23 protein-coding genes are annotated in these 18320 nt (G+C 40.0%); 12 read left to right on the top strand and 11 right to left on the bottom strand.

Annotated features, from left to right (window positions below):
• Positions 1-19: 19 nt before the first annotated feature.
• From A6J84_RS02860 to A6J84_RS02850, 3 genes are read right to left on the bottom strand one after another with little or no spacing between them, the layout of a single operon-like run.
• Positions 20-916 (bottom strand): RluA family pseudouridine synthase, encoded by an 897-nt coding sequence (locus A6J84_RS02860; protein ID WP_095726000.1) that lies wholly within the window; start codon positions 914-916, stop codon positions 20-22.
• The gene (locus tag A6J84_RS02855; protein ID WP_000799063.1) at positions 913-1731 is read right to left on the bottom strand and encodes an NAD kinase; all 819 of its coding nucleotides are present in this window, start codon (positions 1729-1731) and stop codon (positions 913-915) included. The genes A6J84_RS02860 and A6J84_RS02855 overlap by 4 nt, the downstream gene beginning before the upstream one ends.
• Entirely contained in the window at positions 1715-2386 is a 672-nt protein-coding gene (locus A6J84_RS02850) for a GTP pyrophosphokinase family protein (protein ID WP_095725999.1), read from the bottom strand. The genes A6J84_RS02855 and A6J84_RS02850 overlap by 17 nt, the downstream gene beginning before the upstream one ends.
• Positions 2387-2514: 128 nt before the next feature.
• Between A6J84_RS02850 and A6J84_RS02845 the strand changes: the two genes are divergently transcribed.
• The 7 genes from A6J84_RS02845 to A6J84_RS02815 all read left to right on the top strand — a co-directional run bounded on the left by A6J84_RS02845 (position 2515) and on the right by A6J84_RS02815 (position 7283).
• Positions 2515-3084: a CYTH domain-containing protein gene (locus A6J84_RS02845; protein ID WP_095725998.1), complete on the top strand. Its 570-nt coding sequence runs from the start codon at positions 2515-2517 to the stop codon at positions 3082-3084.
• 111 nt (positions 3085-3195) lie between these two features.
• The gene (locus A6J84_RS02840) at positions 3196-4155 is read left to right on the top strand and encodes a ribose-phosphate diphosphokinase (protein WP_001283843.1); all 960 of its coding nucleotides are present in this window, start codon (positions 3196-3198) and stop codon (positions 4153-4155) included.
• 9 nt (positions 4156-4164) lie between these two features.
• Positions 4165-5280: a cysteine desulfurase family protein gene (locus A6J84_RS02835; protein ID WP_095725997.1), complete on the top strand. Its 1116-nt coding sequence runs from the start codon at positions 4165-4167 to the stop codon at positions 5278-5280.
• A gap of 4 nt (positions 5281-5284) precedes the next feature.
• Entirely contained in the window at positions 5285-5632 is a 348-nt protein-coding gene (locus A6J84_RS02830; RefSeq protein WP_000863524.1) for a DUF1831 domain-containing protein, read from the top strand.
• A gap of 6 nt (positions 5633-5638) precedes the next feature.
• A complete protein-coding gene (locus A6J84_RS02825) occupies positions 5639-5854 on the top strand; it encodes a DUF4649 family protein (RefSeq protein WP_000286091.1) in 216 nt (71 codons plus the stop codon).
• 82 nt (positions 5855-5936) lie between these two features.
• The gene (locus A6J84_RS02820) at positions 5937-6578 is read left to right on the top strand and encodes a redox-sensing transcriptional repressor Rex (RefSeq protein ID WP_000653409.1); all 642 of its coding nucleotides are present in this window, start codon (positions 5937-5939) and stop codon (positions 6576-6578) included.
• Between the two features lie 15 nt (positions 6579-6593).
• A complete protein-coding gene (locus tag A6J84_RS02815) occupies positions 6594-7283 on the top strand; it encodes a gamma-glutamyl-gamma-aminobutyrate hydrolase family protein (RefSeq protein WP_000743322.1) in 690 nt (229 codons plus the stop codon).
• On the opposite strand, the gene radC is transcribed toward A6J84_RS02815, so the two are convergent.
• The 3 genes from radC to A6J84_RS02800 form a co-directional block, all read right to left on the bottom strand.
• Positions 7280-7960, bottom strand: coding sequence for a RadC family protein (gene radC, locus A6J84_RS02810; RefSeq protein ID WP_095725996.1), 681 nt, complete (start codon positions 7958-7960; stop codon positions 7280-7282). The genes A6J84_RS02815 and radC overlap by 4 nt on opposite strands.
• 42 nt (positions 7961-8002) lie before the next feature.
• Positions 8003-10294, bottom strand: a complete 2292-nt coding sequence (gene pcrA / locus A6J84_RS02805) for a DNA helicase PcrA (RefSeq protein WP_095725995.1) — start codon at positions 10292-10294, stop codon at positions 8003-8005.
• 202 nt (positions 10295-10496) lie between these two features.
• Positions 10497-12167 (bottom strand): formate--tetrahydrofolate ligase, encoded by a 1671-nt coding sequence (locus A6J84_RS02800; protein ID WP_095725994.1) that lies wholly within the window; start codon positions 12165-12167, stop codon positions 10497-10499.
• A gap of 228 nt (positions 12168-12395) precedes the next feature.
• Here A6J84_RS02800 and coaB point away from each other — a divergent pair, with 228 nt between their 5' ends.
• Genes coaB through A6J84_RS02785 form a run of 3 tightly spaced genes read left to right on the top strand, consistent with a single transcriptional unit; the run spans position 12396 to position 14195 of the window.
• Complete coding sequence (gene coaB, locus A6J84_RS02795; protein WP_095725993.1) at positions 12396-13085, top strand: phosphopantothenate--cysteine ligase; 690 nt, start codon at positions 12396-12398, stop codon at positions 13083-13085.
• Between the two features lie 11 nt (positions 13086-13096).
• Positions 13097-13648 carry a phosphopantothenoylcysteine decarboxylase gene (gene coaC / locus A6J84_RS02790; protein ID WP_095725992.1) on the top strand — a complete coding sequence of 184 codons (552 nt, stop codon included), beginning with the start codon at positions 13097-13099 and terminating at the stop codon, positions 13646-13648.
• A complete protein-coding gene (locus A6J84_RS02785) occupies positions 13632-14195 on the top strand; it encodes an ECF transporter S component (protein WP_095725991.1) in 564 nt (187 codons plus the stop codon). Before coaC ends, A6J84_RS02785 begins: the two co-directional genes overlap by 17 nt.
• Before the next feature lie 41 nt (positions 14196-14236).
• Here A6J84_RS02785 and A6J84_RS02780 read toward each other — a convergent pair whose 3' ends face one another.
• Complete coding sequence (locus tag A6J84_RS02780; protein WP_095725990.1) at positions 14237-14596, bottom strand: hypothetical protein; 360 nt, start codon at positions 14594-14596, stop codon at positions 14237-14239.
• Between the two features lie 135 nt (positions 14597-14731).
• On the opposite strand from A6J84_RS02780, the gene A6J84_RS02775 reads away from it, so the two are divergent.
• Together A6J84_RS02775 and A6J84_RS02770 are read left to right on the top strand one after the other, a co-directional pair.
• Positions 14732-15259, top strand: coding sequence for an ECF transporter S component (locus A6J84_RS02775; RefSeq protein ID WP_049490650.1), 528 nt, complete (start codon positions 14732-14734; stop codon positions 15257-15259).
• Between the two features lie 11 nt (positions 15260-15270).
• The gene (locus A6J84_RS02770; RefSeq protein ID WP_000159158.1) at positions 15271-15786 is read left to right on the top strand and encodes a transcription repressor NadR; all 516 of its coding nucleotides are present in this window, start codon (positions 15271-15273) and stop codon (positions 15784-15786) included.
• On the opposite strand, the gene A6J84_RS02765 is transcribed toward A6J84_RS02770, so the two are convergent.
• From A6J84_RS02765 to A6J84_RS02745, 4 genes are all read right to left on the bottom strand, one after another.
• Positions 15783-16250, bottom strand: a complete 468-nt coding sequence (locus A6J84_RS02765; protein WP_000085295.1) for an 8-oxo-dGTP diphosphatase — start codon at positions 16248-16250, stop codon at positions 15783-15785. The genes A6J84_RS02770 and A6J84_RS02765 overlap by 4 nt on opposite strands.
• Positions 16251-16273: 23 nt before the next feature.
• Positions 16274-16717: a hypothetical protein gene (locus tag A6J84_RS02760; RefSeq protein ID WP_095725989.1), complete on the bottom strand. Its 444-nt coding sequence runs from the start codon at positions 16715-16717 to the stop codon at positions 16274-16276.
• The gene (locus A6J84_RS02755) at positions 16695-17252 is read right to left on the bottom strand and encodes a hypothetical protein (protein WP_095725988.1); all 558 of its coding nucleotides are present in this window, start codon (positions 17250-17252) and stop codon (positions 16695-16697) included. The genes A6J84_RS02760 and A6J84_RS02755 overlap by 23 nt, the downstream gene beginning before the upstream one ends.
• Before the next feature lie 495 nt (positions 17253-17747).
• Positions 17748-18251, bottom strand: a complete 504-nt coding sequence (locus A6J84_RS02745; protein WP_049505865.1) for a hypothetical protein — start codon at positions 18249-18251, stop codon at positions 17748-17750.
• Between the last annotated feature and the right edge of the window lie 69 nt (positions 18252-18320).

Raw genomic sequence — 18320 nt, 5'->3', positions numbered from 1 at the left:
AATTATACTCAAATAATTTTTAAAGAGTATTAGTTGATAACTGAGTAATAAGATTGCTGAAATCATCCGGCAAGGGGCTTTCTAGTTGCAAATCTTGCTCTAGAAAGGGATGATAAAAAGATAAATAATGACAATGCAAGGCCTGGCGCTGAATACCGTCGTCTAAACTTCCTCCATAGAGATCGTCTCCTAAAAGAGGAAAACCGATATGAGAAAAATGCACTCGAATCTGATGAGTTCGCCCAGTATGAAGACGAATATCGACTAGGTGAATATTTCCATAAGACGCGACAACTTTGTAAGATGTATGGGCGTATTTCCCACCTTTGGCAACCCGTCTTGTGATAATGGAGTCCACATCACGCGCAATCGGGGCGATAATCTCCCCTTCAGGCTCCAAGACACCAGCTCCTTTAACTAAAGCAAAGTAACGTTTTTCGATAGACTTTCGTTGCAGTTGCTTGTCTAAACGTGCATGAGCGTAGCCGTGCTTGGCAAAAAGCATCAAACCAGATGTATCTCTATCAAGCCTAGTCACGATGTGAACTTGCTGGTTTTCATATTCTTGTTTGACATAGTAGCCCTTAATAAAATTAGCAATGGTATTGGAATGATTAACACTGGGGATGGAAGCTACTCCATAAGGCTTATTCAAAACCAGAAAATGGTCATCCTCATATAAAATATCGAGTGGTCGATCAATAGCTTCAAGGCTCTCAAACCCTTCCTCTGCAGGAATGTCAATAGTTACTCTATCTCCAATATCTAAGAGATAAGTCGCATTTTGAGCTTGGCCATTAACCAGAATAGCCCCGCCTCGAAACTTAATCTTAGCCAAAAGTCCCTTGGAAACCTCATGTTTCTTGAGGAAAGTTTTGACTTTGACGTGCTCATCTGCGGTAAATTCGAACCTCATTCATCCACCTCGCCGATGAAGGCATCTTTGACACGATTCCAGAAACTAGTGTGGCTTGGAGTCGCTACGAAGTGAATCTTGTGATGGTCGATTTGATACTCTATCCGTTCGATATTACGGAATGAATAGACGCTGTTATCGACTGATATCGTATGGTAATCATTGCGTGTCGGCAAAAGTTCAATCTTATCTTTTTTGGGAATAATGATCGATGATCCCAAAGTGCGATAGACTCTATTATTAAGGCTTGCTATTTCCGTCAACTGCAAAGCTTCAATGGTAGGATGTAAGACAGCTCCACCCAAGGATTTGTTGTAGGCGGTACTTCCCGTCGGCGTTGAAACAGTCACTCCATCTCCACGAAATCTCTCAAACGGAACATGGTTAATGATGATATCTGCAACCATGGTGCGGTCTGATCGACGGATACTCGCTTCATTTAAAGCACGGAAGATTTTCACCTCTCCATTTTCAAGCGTTACCTTAACATTCAAGACTGGATAAGAAACTTTGGCTCCAGTATCTAGTAAAAGATTGGTCACCAATTGATCCAGCTCAAAATCACGATAATCTGTGTAAAATCCCAAATGCCCTGTATGAACACCTACAAATCGAACCTTGTCTAACTGATTCTCATACTTGTGAAAGGCAGACAAAAGCATCCCGTCACCACCAATGGAAATGACGATGTCGGGATTGGTATCGTTCAGTATAAAATGTTGTTTCTTTAGTTTTTCCCTTAGCTCATGCAAAACCTTCTGACTCTGTGGTTTTCTATTTGCTATGAGGTCAACTCGTTTACCTGTATTCTTCATCTGTATCGTCACTATTTCCTACACCATCGTTTAGTTTTCTGCTCAATGGATCAAAGAGAGCCTGCGCTTCCTGGATATCATCACGAATCTTACCCATTTCTTCATCCAGTTGATAGGCTATTTTCGCTGTGATTGCCAGTCTTTTCCTGATTTCTTCTGGAAAATCGCCCTGATATTTATAATTGAGCGAGTGTTCAATCGTAGCCCAGAAATTCATGGCTAAAGTCCGTATTTGAATCTCCGCCAAAATCGTCTTCGCTCCGTTAATCGTATCAACCGTGTATTCGACAACCACGTGATAAGAACGATAACCTGAAGCCTTACGATGAGTGATATAATCTCGTTCCTGAACGACTCTCATATCTTGGCGTTTACGTAGAATCTCAACTACTTCTTTGACGTCATCAACAAACTGGACCATGACACGTAAACCAGCAATATCTTGCAAGTCATTTTCTAAAGTTGCATAAGTAATTCCTCGACGAGCCATCTTTTCTTTGATACTTTCAATCGGTTTTACACGACCCGTTACAAACTCAATCGGAGAATGCTTGTTTTGCTTACGATACTGTTTGCGAATTCCCCGAAGTTTAATCTTCAATTCACCAACAGCCTGAATGTAAGGATCTAAAAATTCTTCCCATTCTATGGTCATACTTTCTCCCTTGTAATGTTTGATTGCTCTGTCGAAAATCTTTGATTTTTTCAGTACATTCGTATACAATAAATACATTGTCCATTATACCATAAATCGCTTTCAAAGATATAGAAAAGGTTGAAAAAATGAAACATTTAGAAATAGAATTGAAAACACTTCTGAAAAAAGAGGACTATGAGCATCTAAAAAAACAGTTTTTCCATATCCAACCCGTCCTTCAGAAAAACTACTACATTGACACACCAGATTTCCAATTGCGTGAAAAGAAGGTTGCCATGCGCATTCGCACCTTTTCAGATTGGGCGGAATTGACCTTAAAAGTACCTCAAACTGTAGGAAATATGGAATACAACCAGAAACTAACTCTTCCAGAAGCTGAATCATACCTAGAAAAACAAAAACTACCTCCAGGGCTCGTTCTAGAGAAACTCGCTAAGATTGGCATCGAAAGCCATGACTGGCTTGTTCTAGGCTGCCTTTCCACTCTACGTTATGAAATGAAAACTGAGATTGGCTTAATGGCCTTAGATGAAAGTCATTACTTTGACCAAACGGACTATGAACTCGAGCTTGAAGTCACCGACCATGAAAAAGGGAAAGCTGATTTTAAGAGATTTTTAGATGAAAATCAGATAACCTATCAGAAAGCTCCTTCAAAATTAATTCGTTTTATTAAAAGCATGAAAAAAAGCTGAAATAATCTCCTTTTTTTGGTAAAATAGAAAAGATAAAAATAAAAGAATCTGGCTTTGAAAAACAAAACTTTCTCAAAGAAGATTCACAAAGTTTACAGAGGACGGTCTATAATGTCAGATAGAAACAACATGAAACTTTTCACCCTAAACTCTAACCATGAAATCGCTCAAAAGATTGCGGATACAGTTGGTGTACCTCTCGGGAAATTATCCTCTCGTCAATTTTCTGACGGCGAAATCCAGGTCAACATTGAAGAAAGTGTCCGTGGTTACGACGTCTACATCATCCAGTCAACCAGCTACCCTGTTAGCAACCACTTGATGGAGTTGTTAATCATGGTTGACGCTTGTGTACGTGCAAGTGCTCATAGTATCAACGTTGTCCTCCCTTACTTTGGTTATGCGCGTCAGGATCGTATCGCTTCTTCTCGCGAACCCCTCACTGCAAAACTAGTTGCCAATATGCTTGTCAAAGCTGGTGTAAGCCGTGTTCTAACGCTTGACCTCCACGCTGTTCAGGTCCAAGGTTTCTTTGATATTCCTGTAGACAATCTTTATACTGTTCCTCTATTTGCTAAGCACTACTGTGATAAAGGACTTCTTGGTTCTGATGTTGTTGTTGTCAGTCCAAAGAACTCTGGTGTTAAACGTGCACGTAGTTTGGCTGAATACCTTGATGCTCCTATTGCTATCATTGACTACGCCCAAGACGATTCTGATCGTAACGAAGGCTATATCATTGGGGATGTTGAAGGCAAGAAGGCTATCTTGATTGACGATATCCTAAATACTGGTCGTACTTTCTCTGAAGCAGCCAAAATCGTTGAACGTGAAGGTGCAACTGAGATTTATGCAGTTTCTAGTCACGGTTTATTTGTTGAAGGTGCAGCAGACCTTCTTGACGCTACAAACATCAAAGAAATCCTTGTGACAGACTCCGTAGCAACCAAAGAAAGAACTCCAGAAAATGTATGCTACATTACTGCTAGCGAATTAATTGGTGATGCTATCGTCCGCATCCATGAAAGAAAACCAGTCAGCCCACTCTTTGCTTACAACAAAAAGAAATAAGGTGATTCTTTGATTTATTTGGACAATGCTGCTACGACTCCTATGTCAGCAGTAGCTATTTCTGAAATGACCAAGGTCATGCAAGAAACTCATGGTAATCCTTCTAGTATTCATAGTCATGGTCGGCAGGCTGGCAAACTCTTGCGAGAGGCTCGTCAGGACTTAGCCCACTTGCTAGGAACCAAACCTCAACATATCTTTTTCACGTCTGGCGGTACAGAAAGTAACAATACAGCCATTATCGGCTATTGTCTCCGTCATCAAAATCGTGGAAGACATATCATCACGACAGCTATTGAACACCATTCTGTACTTGAAACTATCGATTATCTGGTGCAACATTTTGGTTTTGAAGCAACCATCATCCAACCAGTAAATCAAGAAATTACCGCCCAGCAAATTCAAGAAGCCTTACGTGACGATACCATTCTCGTTTCCACCATGTATGCTAATAATGAAACGGGCAGTCTCTTACCTATCGCTGAGATTGGACGTGTTTTAAAAGAGCATCCTGCTGCTTATCATGTAGATGCTGTTCAAGCTATCGGGAAAATCCCTATCCATCCCGAGGAATTAGGAATTGATTTCCTCAGTGCTTCTGCCCACAAATTCCATGGACCAAAAGGTGTCGGCTTTCTTTACGCTTCTTCCGCGGATTTTGATTCCTACCTTCACGGTGGGGACCAAGAACAAAAGAAACGGGCTGGAACAGAAAACCTCGCTGCCATTGTAGGTATGGTCGCTGCTCTCAAAGAGGATTTAAATGACCAAGCTAAGCATTACCAAAAACTAAGCGCACTTAAATCTATTTTTCTAAAAGAGATTTCCGATTTAGACTACTATCTCAATGAAAGTCAAGACCAACTGCCTTATGTTTTTAATATCGGTTTTCCTGGTCAGAAAAATGATTTACTTTTACTTCGGTTAGATCTTGAAGGAATTTCAATTTCTACCGGTTCGGCTTGTACTGCTGGTATTGTGCAAACCAGTCATGTACTTGAAGCATTTTATGGACCAGATTCACATCGATTGAAAGAATCTGTCCGTATCAGTCTCTCTCCTCTTAACACCGAGGATGAACTGATACAACTCGCACAAACCTTAAAAAATATTATTGGAGATTAATCTAATGGCATTCGAAAAAACCATTAAACTACAAAACTGCCGCTACGACTACACACTTAGCCCAACTGTCAAAAAGTTCACACTGAAAGATAATACTTTCTTTGAAACAAAAGTTGGAAACTTTGAACTGACTCGTCTGCTTGAGAAAGTACCCAACAGTGGTGAAGGTTTCAACCTAAAAATCATCATCAACAAAGACCTTACAGGTGCTAAACTCAACATTACTGACAAGTCAGGTCTTCGTTTGGTTAATATCTTTAAATCAGAAGACCACCACATTCATCAGGAAAAATTCTACTTCCTCATGGACAGTTTAGTAGAACGCGGTATCTTCACTAAAGAAGAAAGATAATTGACTATGTATCGACTTACCTATCAAGATAACTATCACGTAGAACGTATACTTGAATATAAGGATTACGAAGAGCTCATGTTATCTCTATCTGGCTGTGTGACCCTACCTGATACTCTCCTAATCAGCTCCTTAACGCTGAATGATAAGGTGATTTATCAAGGATTGGTTGGCGATCTCTACCGTTTTCTATCACAAGCTCATTTTTCAGATAAAAACTAAGAAATTTCTTAGTTTTTTCTTGTTTTTGTTGATTTTTTCACAATGTTTCTATAAAATAGAAGAATAGAAAGGTTGTGATTTTGTGAAAGATAAACAGTCTGCTATTCCAAAAGCAACAGCAAAAAGACTCTCTCTCTACTATCGAATTTTCAAGAGATTTCATGCAGAAAAAATCGAACGTGCCAACTCCAAGCAAATTGCAGAGGCTATCGGTATCGATTCTGCGACCGTTCGTCGGGATTTTTCCTATTTTGGTGAACTAGGTCGTCGAGGTTTTGGTTACGATGTCAAAAAATTGATGAATTTTTTTGCTGATCTCCTAAATGATAACTCAATTACAAATGTTATGCTGGTTGGGATTGGAAATATGGGCCATGCCCTTCTCCACTACCGCTTCCACGAGCGTAACAAGATGAAAATTATCATGGCCTTTGACCTAGATGACCATCCAGAAGTTGGAAGCCAGACACCTGATGGAATTCCAATCTATGGTATCTCACAGATTAAAGAAAAAATCAAAGAAGCAGATGTCAAAACTGCTATCCTAACAGTTCCGAGTGTTAAATCACAAGAAGTTGCCAATCTTTTGGTTGATGCAGGTATAAAAGGTATTCTCAGCTTTTCCCCTGTTCACCTTCACCTCCCAAAAGATGTGGTCGTTCAGTATGTCGATTTGACAAGCGAACTCCAAACCCTCCTCTATTTTATGCGTAAAGAGGATTAGAAAGCGAAAGCATTTATGAAAAAACCAGTTATTGGGATTACAGGAAATGAAAAAGCTCATCCAGATGATGACATCATGATGAGCTATGCAGCAAAAGGCTTTGTTGAAGGAGTCAAGGACGCTGGCGGAATTCCAATCATCCTACCGATTGGTGATCAAGAAATGGCTACCCATTACATCAGTATCATTGATAAGCTCATCTTAACGGGTGGGCAAAATGTTGATCCAAAATACTATGGTGAACCAAAGGCTATTGATAGTGATGACTACCACCTTCAAAGAGATATTTTTGAACTAGCACTTATCAAAGAAGCGATTAAGCAGAAGAAACCAATTTTCTCTGTTTGTCGGGGTACTCAACTTTTCAATGTCGCCATGGGAGGCACGCTTCACCAAGATATCGAGGATCATTGGCAGGACTGTTCAGCCGAATACACAACACAACGCCTCGTAACGGAACCTGATACAATTCTCCGAGAGATCTATGGAGAAATCTCTCATATCAACTCCTTCCACCACCAGAGCATTAAAGATTTAGCTTCAAATCTTAAGGTTGTAGCACATGATCCTAAAGATGGAGTTATCGAGGCTGTGACAACTACGGACGGTTTTCCTTATCTTGGTGTCCAATGGCATCCTGAATTTCTCTTTGAAAATCGCCCCAAAGATAAAACGCTATTTGACTATGTTGTTAATGAACTCTAAATTAGATTCGTCTTTTCACGGTAACTAAAGTAATCCGAGTGAGAGACAATCAGATGGTCCAAGAAAACGATACCCATCAGTTCGCAGGCTTCCTTGACTAGCTTAGTGACATGATCATCATTTCGACTAGGAGATACAGAACCAGATGGATGATTGTGAACGAGAATCACAGAGGTTGCCATATGCTTCAATGCATAGTGAAGGATTTCTCTCGGTTCAGCAATACTACGTGTCGCAGAGCCGATGAAAATGGTCTGCTGATGAATGATTTGATTTTGAGTATTGAGATAGAGCGCCACTAGGTGCTCTTGTTTTTTATCACCAAGTTCCTGTTGCATTTTCTTGGCTAGCTTTTGACTGCTGAGAATGCTTTCCATCTCAAGGGTTTCATGTTTATGAATACGATGCCCCAGTTCAATCACTGCTTGTAGTTCAATGGCTTTAATCCGTCCAATACCAGACAGACTCTGCAATTCCTGCAGGGTCATTTTCTTTAAATCAGTTAGACTGTTAAGACTATCCAAGACTTTCTGAGCAATTTCAAATACATTAGCCTGACGTGTTCCGGTTCTAAGCAGAATAGCTAGTAATTCTTGATTACTCAGAGCCTCTACTCCTTCTTTAACTAGTCTTTCTCTAGGCAAAAGTGAATCTTCTTGGAATGAAATACTGTACATAAAAATCCTCCTCACTTTATTATTCGTGAGAAGGATGGAAAATTAGATTTTTTTCTCAATTGGGGCAACACTGGCTAAGAGTTTTTTCAGCCCCACTTCTGGGAAATTGATTTTCAATTCCTGAGTATCGCCACTACCCGAAACTTCTAGAACCGTTCCCTCTCCCCATTTCTTGTGAAGAGCAATGTCCCCAATGGACCAACTTGTATCAGTCGAATCTTTTTTATTTCCGGCTGCAAATTGTCCAAATGGGAGACCACTTGACTGGATAGAGCTTGGTGCGGCATTGCGTTTCCGTTCTTGAAGGGCTTGAGCTAAGCTCATACCTTGACCGAAAGCAATCCCACCACTGCTATAAGATGCCTTAAAGCTAGTATTCGCTGGACGAGCCAAGCCTTGATAGTCAAGTAAGTCCGAACTGATTTCATTGATAAAACGAGTTGGACGATTATAATTGGTACGACCAAAAAGCAGACGAGAATTTGCATTGGTCAGATAGAGGATCTTCTCAGCGCGCGTGATACCGACATAGGCCAAACGGCGTTCTTCTTCTAGCTCATCTGGATCTTCAGCCGCACGGCTAAGCGGAAATACATTTTCCTCCATCCCAATGATAAAGACAACTGGGAACTCTAGTCCTTTCGCTGCATGGAGGGTCATCAAGGTTACTTCAGATGTCTCCTGACTGCCTGAATCCGTATCCGCAATCAAGGCTAAGTCATTCAAGAAACGACTGAGTTTATCTAAACCTGTTTCCTCTTCCTGACTATCAGGATTGTCATCAAAGTTCTTGGTAACAGATAGGAACTCTTCAATATTTTCAACCCGCGCCTTGCTTTCCAAGGTCGCTTGGGCATTAAGAATTTCCACATAACCTGTTTTTTCAAGAACCGCTTCAACTAACTCTGTAATGCTTAATTGATCCAGTTGCTCTCGCAAATCCAAAATCATATTGGCAAAATCCCATATAGACTGGGCTGCTTTTCCTTTGATGCCAGACAGCATGATATTGGCTGAAGCATCCAGCATGGACATCTCTTGTAGGTTAGCAAAGTCGCGAATTTTCTCAACAGTACCTGGCCCGATTCCGCGCTTAGGCTCGTTGATAATGCGCTCAAAACTGATATTGTCACTTAAATTAGAAATAAGATTCAGATAAGCAATAATATCACGGATTTCCTTACGGCTGTAGAACTTAGTCCCACCAACCATGGTATAAGGAATATTGGACTTGAGCAGGGCTTCCTCAATGGTACGGGATTGCGCATTAGTCCGATAAAGAACTGCAAAATCCTTGTGGAGGAAGTTTTGACTACGACCAAGTTCATCGATGGTTTTTGCTACAAAAACAGCCTCATCCTGTTCGTCATTTGCGCGATAGTAAATAATCTGCTCTCCATCCGCATTCTGAGTCCAGAGATTCTTAGGACGACGATTTTTATTGTTTTTGATGACGTCATTGGCGGCTTGGAGAATGGTTTTGGTTGAACGATAGTTTTCTTCTAACAAGACAACCTTGGCTTGAGGATAATCTTTCTCAAAATCTAAGATATTTTGCATATCCGCACCACGCCAACCGTAGATAGACTGGTCCGCATCTCCAACTACACAGATGTTTTTAAAGCGAGATGCCAAGAGTTTGACCAATTGATACTGGGCATGGTTGGTATCTTGGTACTCATCCACGTGGATGTATTGGAACTTCTGCTGATAGTAGGTCAAGACATCAGGATTTTGATCAAAGAGACGCAGGGTCAACATGATTAAATCATCAAAGTCAACGGACTCAGACTGACGAAGCTCTTTTTGATAGGCTGTGTAACACTGAGACACAATTTGCGTGTACATATCTCCAGCTTGGGCAGCATAAGCCACATCATCAATCAAGTCATTCTTAGCATTGGAAATAGTCCCCAAAATGGTTCGTTCATTCCATTTTTTAGGGTCCAAGTTTAATTGCTTGAGGATTCGTTTCATGAGGGTACGCTGTTCACCAGGATCTACAATAGTGAAATTACGATTGTAGCCGATATGATCTGCATCACGACGCAGAATACGAACACACATGGAGTGAAAAGTCGCAATCAGACAGTCCTGGGTTGCTGGATTAAGCCCATAGGCACGCTCCTTCATCTCACGCGCAGCTTTATTGGTAAAAGTAATGGCCAAAATATTCCAAGGATTGACCATTTTTTCATCAATTAGATAGGCAATACGGTGGGTCAAAACACGAGTCTTTCCAGAACCAGCCCCCGCCATGATTAACAAAGGTCCTTCTGTTGTTTGCACCGCCTCAGCCTGACGGTCATTCATTCCATTCAATAATGCGTTCATTTTCTCTTCCTTACTCTTGAAGTCAATGTTTCTATTATATCAGAAATCAGGGAAAATAGAAACTTTACTGAGAACACTTTGATAAGCCAAATTTTCATCAGTGCTTACAAAACATGTATTTTTCAAATGAAGTTGAGGTTATTCTTTGACAGGAAAAAGAGCTTGGATAGCATTTCCAAACTCTTTTAATATCATCTAAATCTTAGAACAATCCTAGAACGGTTCCGTCGCTTTCAACATCCATATTGAGAGCTGCTGGTCGTTTTGGAAGTCCTGGCATGGTCATGACATCACCAGTAAGGGCAACGATAAAGCCTGCACCTAATTTTGGTACCAATTCACGAATGGTAATTTCAAAGTTTTCTGGCGCTCCAAGTGCATTTGGATTATCAGAGAAACTGTATTGCGTTTTAGCCATACAGATTGGCAATTTATCCCAACCATTTTGAACGATTTGAGCGATTTGTGTTTGAGCTTTCTTCTCAAAGTTGACTTTGCTACCGCGATAGATTTCAGTAACAATCTTTTCGATCTTTTCTTGGACAGAAAGGTCGTTGTCATAAAGGCGAGTATAGTTGGATGGATTTTCAGCAATAGTCTTAACAACCGTTTCAGCAAGCGCTACTCCACCTTCCGCGCCATTGGCCCAGACACTTGCTAGTTCAACTGGCACATCAATAGAAGCACAGAGTTCTTTCAAGGCTGCGATTTCAGCTTCAGTATCAGAAACAAATTCGTTAATCGCGACGACTGCAGGCACTCCAAATTTACGGATGTTCTCAACGTGGCGTTTCAAGTTGGCAAAACCTGCACGAACCGCTTCAACATTTACTTCTGTCAAAGCATCTTTAGCCACCCCACCATTCATCTTAAGGGCACGGAGGGTTGCAACAATGACTACCGCATCTGGAGAAGTTGGCAAGTTTGGTGTCTTGATATCAAGGAATTTCTCAGCGCCAAGGTCTGCACCAAAACCAGCTTCAGTAACAGTGTAATCAGCCAAGCGAAGGGCTGTGCTTGTTGCCAAAACAGAGTTACATCCATGAGCAATGTTGGCAAATGGACCACCATGTACAAAGGCAGGTGTACCGTAAATTGTCTGAACCAAGTTCGGTTTAATAGCATCCTTCAAGATCAAAGCCAAGGCACCTTCAACCTGCAAATCGCCAACAGAAACAGGTGTACGGTCGTAACGATAACCGATAACGATATTCGCCAAACGACGTTTCAAGTCCTCGATGTCCGTTGCCAAGCAAAGAATTGCCATAATTTCAGAAGCGACGGTAATGTCAAAGCCATCCTCACGTGGAATACCATTTAGAGGGCCACCAAGTCCAACGGTCACATGGCGAAGAGCACGGTCGTTCAAATCCACAACACGTTTCCAAAGGATACGACGTTGGTCAATTCCCAACTCATTTCCTTGGTGTAAGTGGTTGTCAATCAAGGCAGAAAGCGCATTGTTGGCAGTTGTAATGGCATGCATATCCCCAGTAAAGTGAAGGTTGATGTCTTCCATTGGCAGAACTTGAGCGTAACCACCGCCTGCAGCACCACCTTTAATCCCCATTACTGGTCCAAGAGACGGTTCGCGGATAGCAATCATGGTTTTCTTGCCGATTTTGTTTAAGGCATCTGCAAGACCGATGGTAATGGTTGACTTTCCTTCACCCGCTGGTGTTGGGTTAATGGCAGTAACCAAGATTAATTTACCAACTGGATTGTTCTCAACTGCACGAATTTTATCAAAACTAAGCTTAGCCTTGTACTTTCCGTACAACTCCAAATCATCGTAAGAAATCCCAAGTTTCTCCACAACATCCACAATTGGCTTCAACTCAATACTCTGTGCGATTTCAATATCTGTTTTCATTCAAAACTCCTCTAACCTCTAATGTGATAATTCATTATAACACAAAACAAGATTTTTCACATTCTAAAACTCTCTAAACGTTCGTAAATATCCTGAATTTCAAGATTTTTAGGGCCCTTTGAAAAATTTTATATGGCTTTATAGTTATAAACTATAGTGTAGCTTCGTTTTTCTAAAAATTTATCGCTTTCATTTTACTTACTGTTTATTTTTGTGTACAATAGTCCTATGAAAATTTTAGTTACGTCAGGCGGTACGAGTGAAGCAATCGATAGCGTCCGCTCTATCACGAACCATTCTACAGGTCGCTTGGGGAAAATCATCACAGAAACCTTGCTTGCTGCGGGGCATGAAGTTTGTTTGATAACGACAAAACGAGCTCTGAAGCTAGAAGCTCATCCCAACCTAAGCATTCGAGAAATTGATAATACCAACGACCTTCTAGTTGTGATGCAAGAACTTGTTAAGGAATATCAGGTCTTAATCCACTCAATGGCTGTGTCTGACTACACTCCTGTTTATATGACGGGACTAGATGAAGTTAAGACGAGCTCTAACCTGGAAGAATTATTAGATAAGAAAAATAAAGAAGCTAAGATTTCTTCAACTGATGAGGTTCAGGTCTTATTCCTGAAAAAAACACCCAAAATCATCTCTCTGGTCAAAGAATGGAATCCTGCCATTCATCTGATTGGGTTTAAATTACTGGTTGATGTCTCTGAGGATTATCTCATCGAGATCGCACGAAAGAGTCTTATCAAGAACCAAGCAGACTTGATCATTGCAAATGACCTGACTCAAATCTCAGCAAATCAGCATCAAGCAATCTTTGTTGAGAAAGAGCAACTCCAAACCGTTCAAACCAAAGAAGAAATCGCAAATCTCCTTCTTGAAAAAATTCAAGCATACGATTCATAGAAAGGAAAGCCATGGCAAATATTCTCATCGCAGTGACAGGTTCCATTGCCTCCTATAAATCAGCTGACCTAGTCAGTTCCTTGAAAAAACAAGGCCATGATGTCACTGTCTTAATGACTGAGGCAGCGAGAGAGTTTATCCAACCGTTGACACTACAGGTCCTTTCTCAAAATCCTGTCCATCTTGATGTCATGAAGGAACCTTATCCTGATCAAGTCAATCATATCGAACTAGGCAAAAAGACTGACCTTTTTATTGTTGTTCCTGCTACTGCTAATACTATTGCCAAACTAGCACACGGATTTGCTGACAACATGGTGACAAGCACAGCGCTTGCCCTGCCAAATCACGTCAAAAAGTTAGTCGCACCAGCCATGAATACAAAGATGTATGACCATCCGGCAACTCAGGCTAATCTAAAAATATTAGTGACCTATGGTTATCAGATTATCTCTCCAAAAGAATCTCTACTAGCCTGTGGCGATCACGGCAAAGGCGCCCTAGCTGACCTGAATACTATTTTAGAAAGAATAAAGGAAACCCTCAATGAACAAACGCTCTAACATTGCTCCAATTGCTATCTTTTTTGCAGTTATGCTCGTTATCCACTTTTTGAGTTCTCTCCTATTTAACCTTTTCCCATTCCCGATTAAACCAACTATCGTTCATATTCCAGTCATTATTGCTAGTATCATCTATGGCCCTCGAGTTGGAGTTACACTTGGTTTTCTTATGGGGCTACTTAGCTTAACAGTAAACACGATTACCATCCTTCCAACCAGCTACCTCTTCTCACCATTCGTACCGAACGGAAACATCTATTCCGCGATTATCGCTATTGTCCCTCGCGTTTTGATTGGTTTGACACCTTACTTGGTTTATAAATTATTAAAAAGCAGAACGGGTCTCATCTTTGCTGGTGCTCTCGGTTCCCTTACCAACACCGTCTTTGTCCTTGGGGGAATCTTCTTCCTTTTTGGAAATGTCTTCGATGGAAATATCCAAAAACTCCTAGCAACTGTCATCTCTACAAACTCAATTGCCGAGCTTGTCATTTCTTCCATTCTAACAGTAGCAATTGTCCCACGTCTCGAAATCTTGAAGAAATAAAAAATTAACTCCACTTTCATCCTGAAGGTGGAGTTTAGCATTTAAAACATGAGAAACACCAATAGAATGTGAAAGCCAAAGCGCAGGAGATGATACGAAAGAGGTGTAGGTTGCTGGCTTTTCTGGCTATCCAAATATAGGGTTAGAGATAGAAAAATCAAACCAAATGCAATCACCAATCTGACGAAATAAGCAATTTCGAGTATTGCTGCCATCAAAAGAAAACCTAATAAAGGAAGGCTAAAAAGTGAAACAGCCAGACTGCTTGCTAATAGAGAGAGTAGAGACAGGACCAATAAACTATAAACTAGGAAACGAGTCCAACCTGAGACTACTTTCCCTTCACTTTTCTGTTTTGACATCATCACGATTACCACGATTAGGTAAACAAAAAGTATCATCACAATTTCTCCTCAGTTCCTATTATTCTTTACCACATTCTAACCAAATTTTCCTGAAAAATCAATAATGCTTCTTGACTTGATTGGTGATTTATTGTACTATACTTGTGTATATACAGATAAATGGAGGTTCTTATGAATATACGGAAAAAAACGCAGTTTATGACTATGACTGCCCTACTCACTGCAATCGCGATTTTGATTCCAATCATTATGCCTTTTAAAATCGTTATCCCACCGGCTTCTTACACCTTGGGAAGTCATATCCCCATCTTTATCGCCATGTTTCTTTCGCCTTTGATGGCTGCTTTTGTGATTATTGCTTCTAGTCTTGGTTTCCTGATGGCTGGCTATCCGCCTGTTATTGTACTCCGTGCCTTCTCTCACATTGTTTTTGGTACTTTGGGGGCTTTGTACTTAAAGAAATTCCCTGAAACCTTGGATAAACCAAAGGCATCTTGGATTTTTAACTTTGTTTTGGGTGTTGTTCATGCTATCGCTGAAGTAATAGCTTGTATCATCTTTTATGCTACTTCAGGGACAAATGTTGAAAATATGTTTTATGTTCTCTTTGTCCTAGTTGGTTTTGGCACAATCGTCCATAGTATGGTAGACTATACATTAGCACTAGCTGTCTATAAAGTGCTTCGAAAACGTCGCTAAAAGGAAAAACTATGACAAAGGATCGCAAACAAGCTCTTCTCAAACTGTTAAAAGAGGCGCCAAAAGCTCTCAATGGTCAAACCTTGGCTGAACACTTCCATGTTACGCGCCAGGTCATTGTACAGGACATTGCTATTCTCCGAGCAGATGGAGCTCCTATCCTATCCACCAATCGTGGTTATATCTACAAAGAAAATGATGCCAGCCCCTACGTCCACAAACTCTTTAAAGTGAAACATGAACTGGAAGAAATCGGACAGGAACTACTAGCCATTGTAGATAATGGCGGTCGTGTTCAAAATATCTTAATCGATCATCCCGTTTATGGCGAAATTGAAACCCTACTCAAACTCACTTGCCGCCGAGATGTCCAGCACTTTCTGGAACAAGTCGAGAATTCAGACTTTAGACCCCTTTCTGAATTGACAGACGGCATCCATTACCACCTTGTTGAAGCCGAGACACAACAAGACCTCCACTATATCGAGGAGGCCTTGGATCAGTTAGGTTATTTAGTAAAAGACTAGAAAATTTCTTTTTCCCAGCCGTCCTCTGTACGGTGGCGATAGAAGAACTCAGACTTGTCAGGTGCTTCCATCATTTCCATCAAAGGCAACATATCATAGGCCAGTTCCAAATTTGGAATCTGGTCTTTTTGCACCCAACATACTTCTCCTTCTTCTGAAGATTGGAGATTTCCAGTAAACTCTGTCGCTTTATAGCAAACGACGATGTAGCGCCCACCTGTATCTAAGGGCCAGTTTTTAATGCCGACTAGTTGTGGATTCTGAATGGTTAGACCTGTTTCTTCATAAATCTCACGAATGACAGACTCGGCAAAGGCCTCGCCATTCTCAACATGTCCTCCTGGAAAGGCATAGCCAGACCAGCGATTGTTTTCGGGTGAACGATACTGCATGACTACTCGCTGGGTTTCGAGGTCTTCAATCAGACAGATGTTGGTTAAAATAGTTGCTTGGGCACGGGACATAGATTTACTCGCTTTCTAAGTTATTAAAATGTATCTTCGTTGTATTTTACTTCTGCCTTCATGATAAAGGGATTGATCAATTCATGATGTTCATAAGTAGTACGGGCCAAAAAACCTCTAGCAATGATGATTTCCTTATCTTGTATGTGATAGTCTATATTGATAGGGACGGCTGGATCCGAGATAACTGATAAAACAAAGAATGCTGCAAACCAAAGGTAAAATGTCACCAATCCACTAAATATTTGAAAAATAAGGTGATACCATTGAAAATCTCTTGTTCTATAAAAGATTCTCCAGGGGTGGATTAGGAAGGTTAAACAAAGAATAAAAAACCAACTATTCCACAAAATCGGAGTAAAAGATAGGCCAAAAACCAACAAGATCAAATGAAGGATCACAAAAGCTAGCAAAGCCAAATAGAGTGTTTTAAATGAAAATAACTTAGTTAGATTTTCTTTTGTCATGATTATTCCTCTTTTTGTCCTTATATTTCAAAATGACCATTAATATCGCTGGAATGATGAAAAAGATTAGATAGGTAGCAATTGGAAGCCAGATGTAGCGATAATCAACAGATAATAAGGAAGGAATTTTTTTAACATTTCTCCCTTTCACCCCAACAAGTAAGTGGAGGAGAAAAATAGGTCCATTTATGTATAGAAAAGCTTTTAAAAATCCTTGTACTGAAGCCTTATTGATAAAACCATCTCTAAAAATACCTTGATAGAATGTGTGAACCAAAAAGACAAAATTCATAATAATTGGCAAGACATAGGACATTTCTTGATATGGTTTCGGGATAAGCGACGTCCCGAACAACACATACATGATACCAAAAATAGATAATAATATTATACCACCATCCATAAAAGAAGCAATCTTTGAATGTCTTTCCAGCCACAATTGGACGTGAGCTACCAAAGAATACTTTTTATGGATTTTTCTCATTTTTCTGTCCTGTTGTTTGACCTTCTTTTTTCTCTTAATCTTTCGTTCCATTTACGCCTCCTTCTTCTCTTTTCTATCCGTATAATCAAAAGCAGAATGCCCAGCCCCAAGAAAAAGAAAAAAAGATAACTTACAATAGGGACCCAGACATATGCTGGATCCATAGAAATTATGGGAGGGAAATTCGTTGACTTACGACGTCCTAGCCAATTCAGACCTACCAAGAGATGAAAGGGAAAAAGAAGACCATTGAACCCAATAAATCCCCATGAAAAGTAACGCCATTTTTGAAGTTTATCACTACTAAAACGAAAGACAAGGAAATAGGTTGATAAGATCAGAAGGATAAGATTGAAGCTTAAGGGGGAAAGATAGTTCATGTTCGGTAATGGATAACTAATGTAAGAGGCGGCAAGAAATGATACAAACATAGATCCAAATAATACACTCGTATCCAAAAGTTGACCAATCCTTCTGTGCCTTTCCAGCCAAAGAAAAATTCTATTAATCCAAGAAGACTTTTCTTTTGTCTTGTACTTCATTTGTCTACTCATCTTCATTTTCATCTACTCCTTTTTTTGAACCTTTAGAGAGAAAGAAGATTGCCAAAGTTAACATCAAGACTAGAAGGTAGATGACAATAGGAAACCAGATATAGGATGACTCCAGTGAAAACAAAGGTGACAGAACAACTCTTCCTCTTTTTCTCACACCAATCAGTTGAAAAATGAAGCTAAGGATATTGATATAAATAAAGGGTTCACAAAATCTTTTAAGGGTCCTTTCTTTTTTAGTTTTCACTGACAAAAAGAGAGCATAGAACCTATTACCCAAGATAAAAAGATTCAATTGCAAGGGAAATAAAAGCTCTCTGTACCGAAAATCGGCTGGAATGCTTTTGTTCTGTGATGTTGTAAATTCTATAACTAGGAACAAGATGATATAAAAGACAATATCAAGCATAAATTTGATAAATCGATGCCCTTGTAACCAAAAACGTACTGAATCAAACCCTGATGATTTCTTATAATTCTTCGCTTTCAAATTCATAATAACTTCTTTCCATTTAAAAATATTTTTTAAAACATATTAGTGGTATAGGTTCAAAGTTAAATTTTA

Source organism: Streptococcus sp. FDAARGOS_256, assembly GCF_002289235.2.
Lineage (GTDB): Bacteria > Bacillota > Bacilli > Lactobacillales > Streptococcaceae > Streptococcus.
Note: the sequence above shows the minus strand (reverse complement) of the source record. Positions and strands in the feature narration are given on the sequence as shown.

What these genes read in the sequence shown, in the direction of transcription:
- A6J84_RS02860 (WP_095726000.1), bottom strand. Translation starts at nt 916, where the DNA reads ATGAGGTTCGAATTTACCGCAGATGAGCACGTCAAAGTCAAAACTTTC.
- A6J84_RS02855 (WP_000799063.1), bottom strand. Translation starts at nt 1,731, where the DNA reads ATGAAGAATACAGGTAAACGAGTTGACCTCATAGCAAATAGAAAACCA.
- A6J84_RS02850 (WP_095725999.1), bottom strand. Translation starts at nt 2,386, where the DNA reads ATGACCATAGAATGGGAAGAATTTTTAGATCCTTACATTCAGGCTGTT.
- A6J84_RS02845 (WP_095725998.1), top strand. Translation starts at nt 2,515, where the DNA reads ATGAAACATTTAGAAATAGAATTGAAAACACTTCTGAAAAAAGAGGAC.
- A6J84_RS02840 (WP_001283843.1), top strand. Translation starts at nt 3,196, where the DNA reads ATGTCAGATAGAAACAACATGAAACTTTTCACCCTAAACTCTAACCAT.
- A6J84_RS02830 (WP_000863524.1), top strand. Translation starts at nt 5,285, where the DNA reads ATGGCATTCGAAAAAACCATTAAACTACAAAACTGCCGCTACGACTAC.
- A6J84_RS02825 (WP_000286091.1), top strand. Translation starts at nt 5,639, where the DNA reads ATGTATCGACTTACCTATCAAGATAACTATCACGTAGAACGTATACTT.
- A6J84_RS02815 (WP_000743322.1), top strand. Translation starts at nt 6,594, where the DNA reads ATGAAAAAACCAGTTATTGGGATTACAGGAAATGAAAAAGCTCATCCA.
- radC (WP_095725996.1), bottom strand. Translation starts at nt 7,960, where the DNA reads ATGTACAGTATTTCATTCCAAGAAGATTCACTTTTGCCTAGAGAAAGA.
- pcrA (WP_095725995.1), bottom strand. Translation starts at nt 10,294, where the DNA reads ATGAACGCATTATTGAATGGAATGAATGACCGTCAGGCTGAGGCGGTG.
- A6J84_RS02800 (WP_095725994.1), bottom strand. Translation starts at nt 12,167, where the DNA reads ATGAAAACAGATATTGAAATCGCACAGAGTATTGAGTTGAAGCCAATT.
- coaB (WP_095725993.1), top strand. Translation starts at nt 12,396, where the DNA reads ATGAAAATTTTAGTTACGTCAGGCGGTACGAGTGAAGCAATCGATAGC.
- coaC (WP_095725992.1), top strand. Translation starts at nt 13,097, where the DNA reads ATGGCAAATATTCTCATCGCAGTGACAGGTTCCATTGCCTCCTATAAA.
- A6J84_RS02785 (WP_095725991.1), top strand. Translation starts at nt 13,632, where the DNA reads ATGAACAAACGCTCTAACATTGCTCCAATTGCTATCTTTTTTGCAGTT.
- A6J84_RS02780 (WP_095725990.1), bottom strand. Translation starts at nt 14,596, where the DNA reads ATGATACTTTTTGTTTACCTAATCGTGGTAATCGTGATGATGTCAAAA.
- A6J84_RS02775 (WP_049490650.1), top strand. Translation starts at nt 14,732, where the DNA reads ATGAATATACGGAAAAAAACGCAGTTTATGACTATGACTGCCCTACTC.
- A6J84_RS02770 (WP_000159158.1), top strand. Translation starts at nt 15,271, where the DNA reads ATGACAAAGGATCGCAAACAAGCTCTTCTCAAACTGTTAAAAGAGGCG.
- A6J84_RS02765 (WP_000085295.1), bottom strand. Translation starts at nt 16,250, where the DNA reads ATGTCCCGTGCCCAAGCAACTATTTTAACCAACATCTGTCTGATTGAA.
- A6J84_RS02760 (WP_095725989.1), bottom strand. Translation starts at nt 16,717, where the DNA reads ATGACAAAAGAAAATCTAACTAAGTTATTTTCATTTAAAACACTCTAT.
- A6J84_RS02755 (WP_095725988.1), bottom strand. Translation starts at nt 17,252, where the DNA reads ATGGAACGAAAGATTAAGAGAAAAAAGAAGGTCAAACAACAGGACAGA.
- A6J84_RS02745 (WP_049505865.1), bottom strand. Translation starts at nt 18,251, where the DNA reads ATGAATTTGAAAGCGAAGAATTATAAGAAATCATCAGGGTTTGATTCA.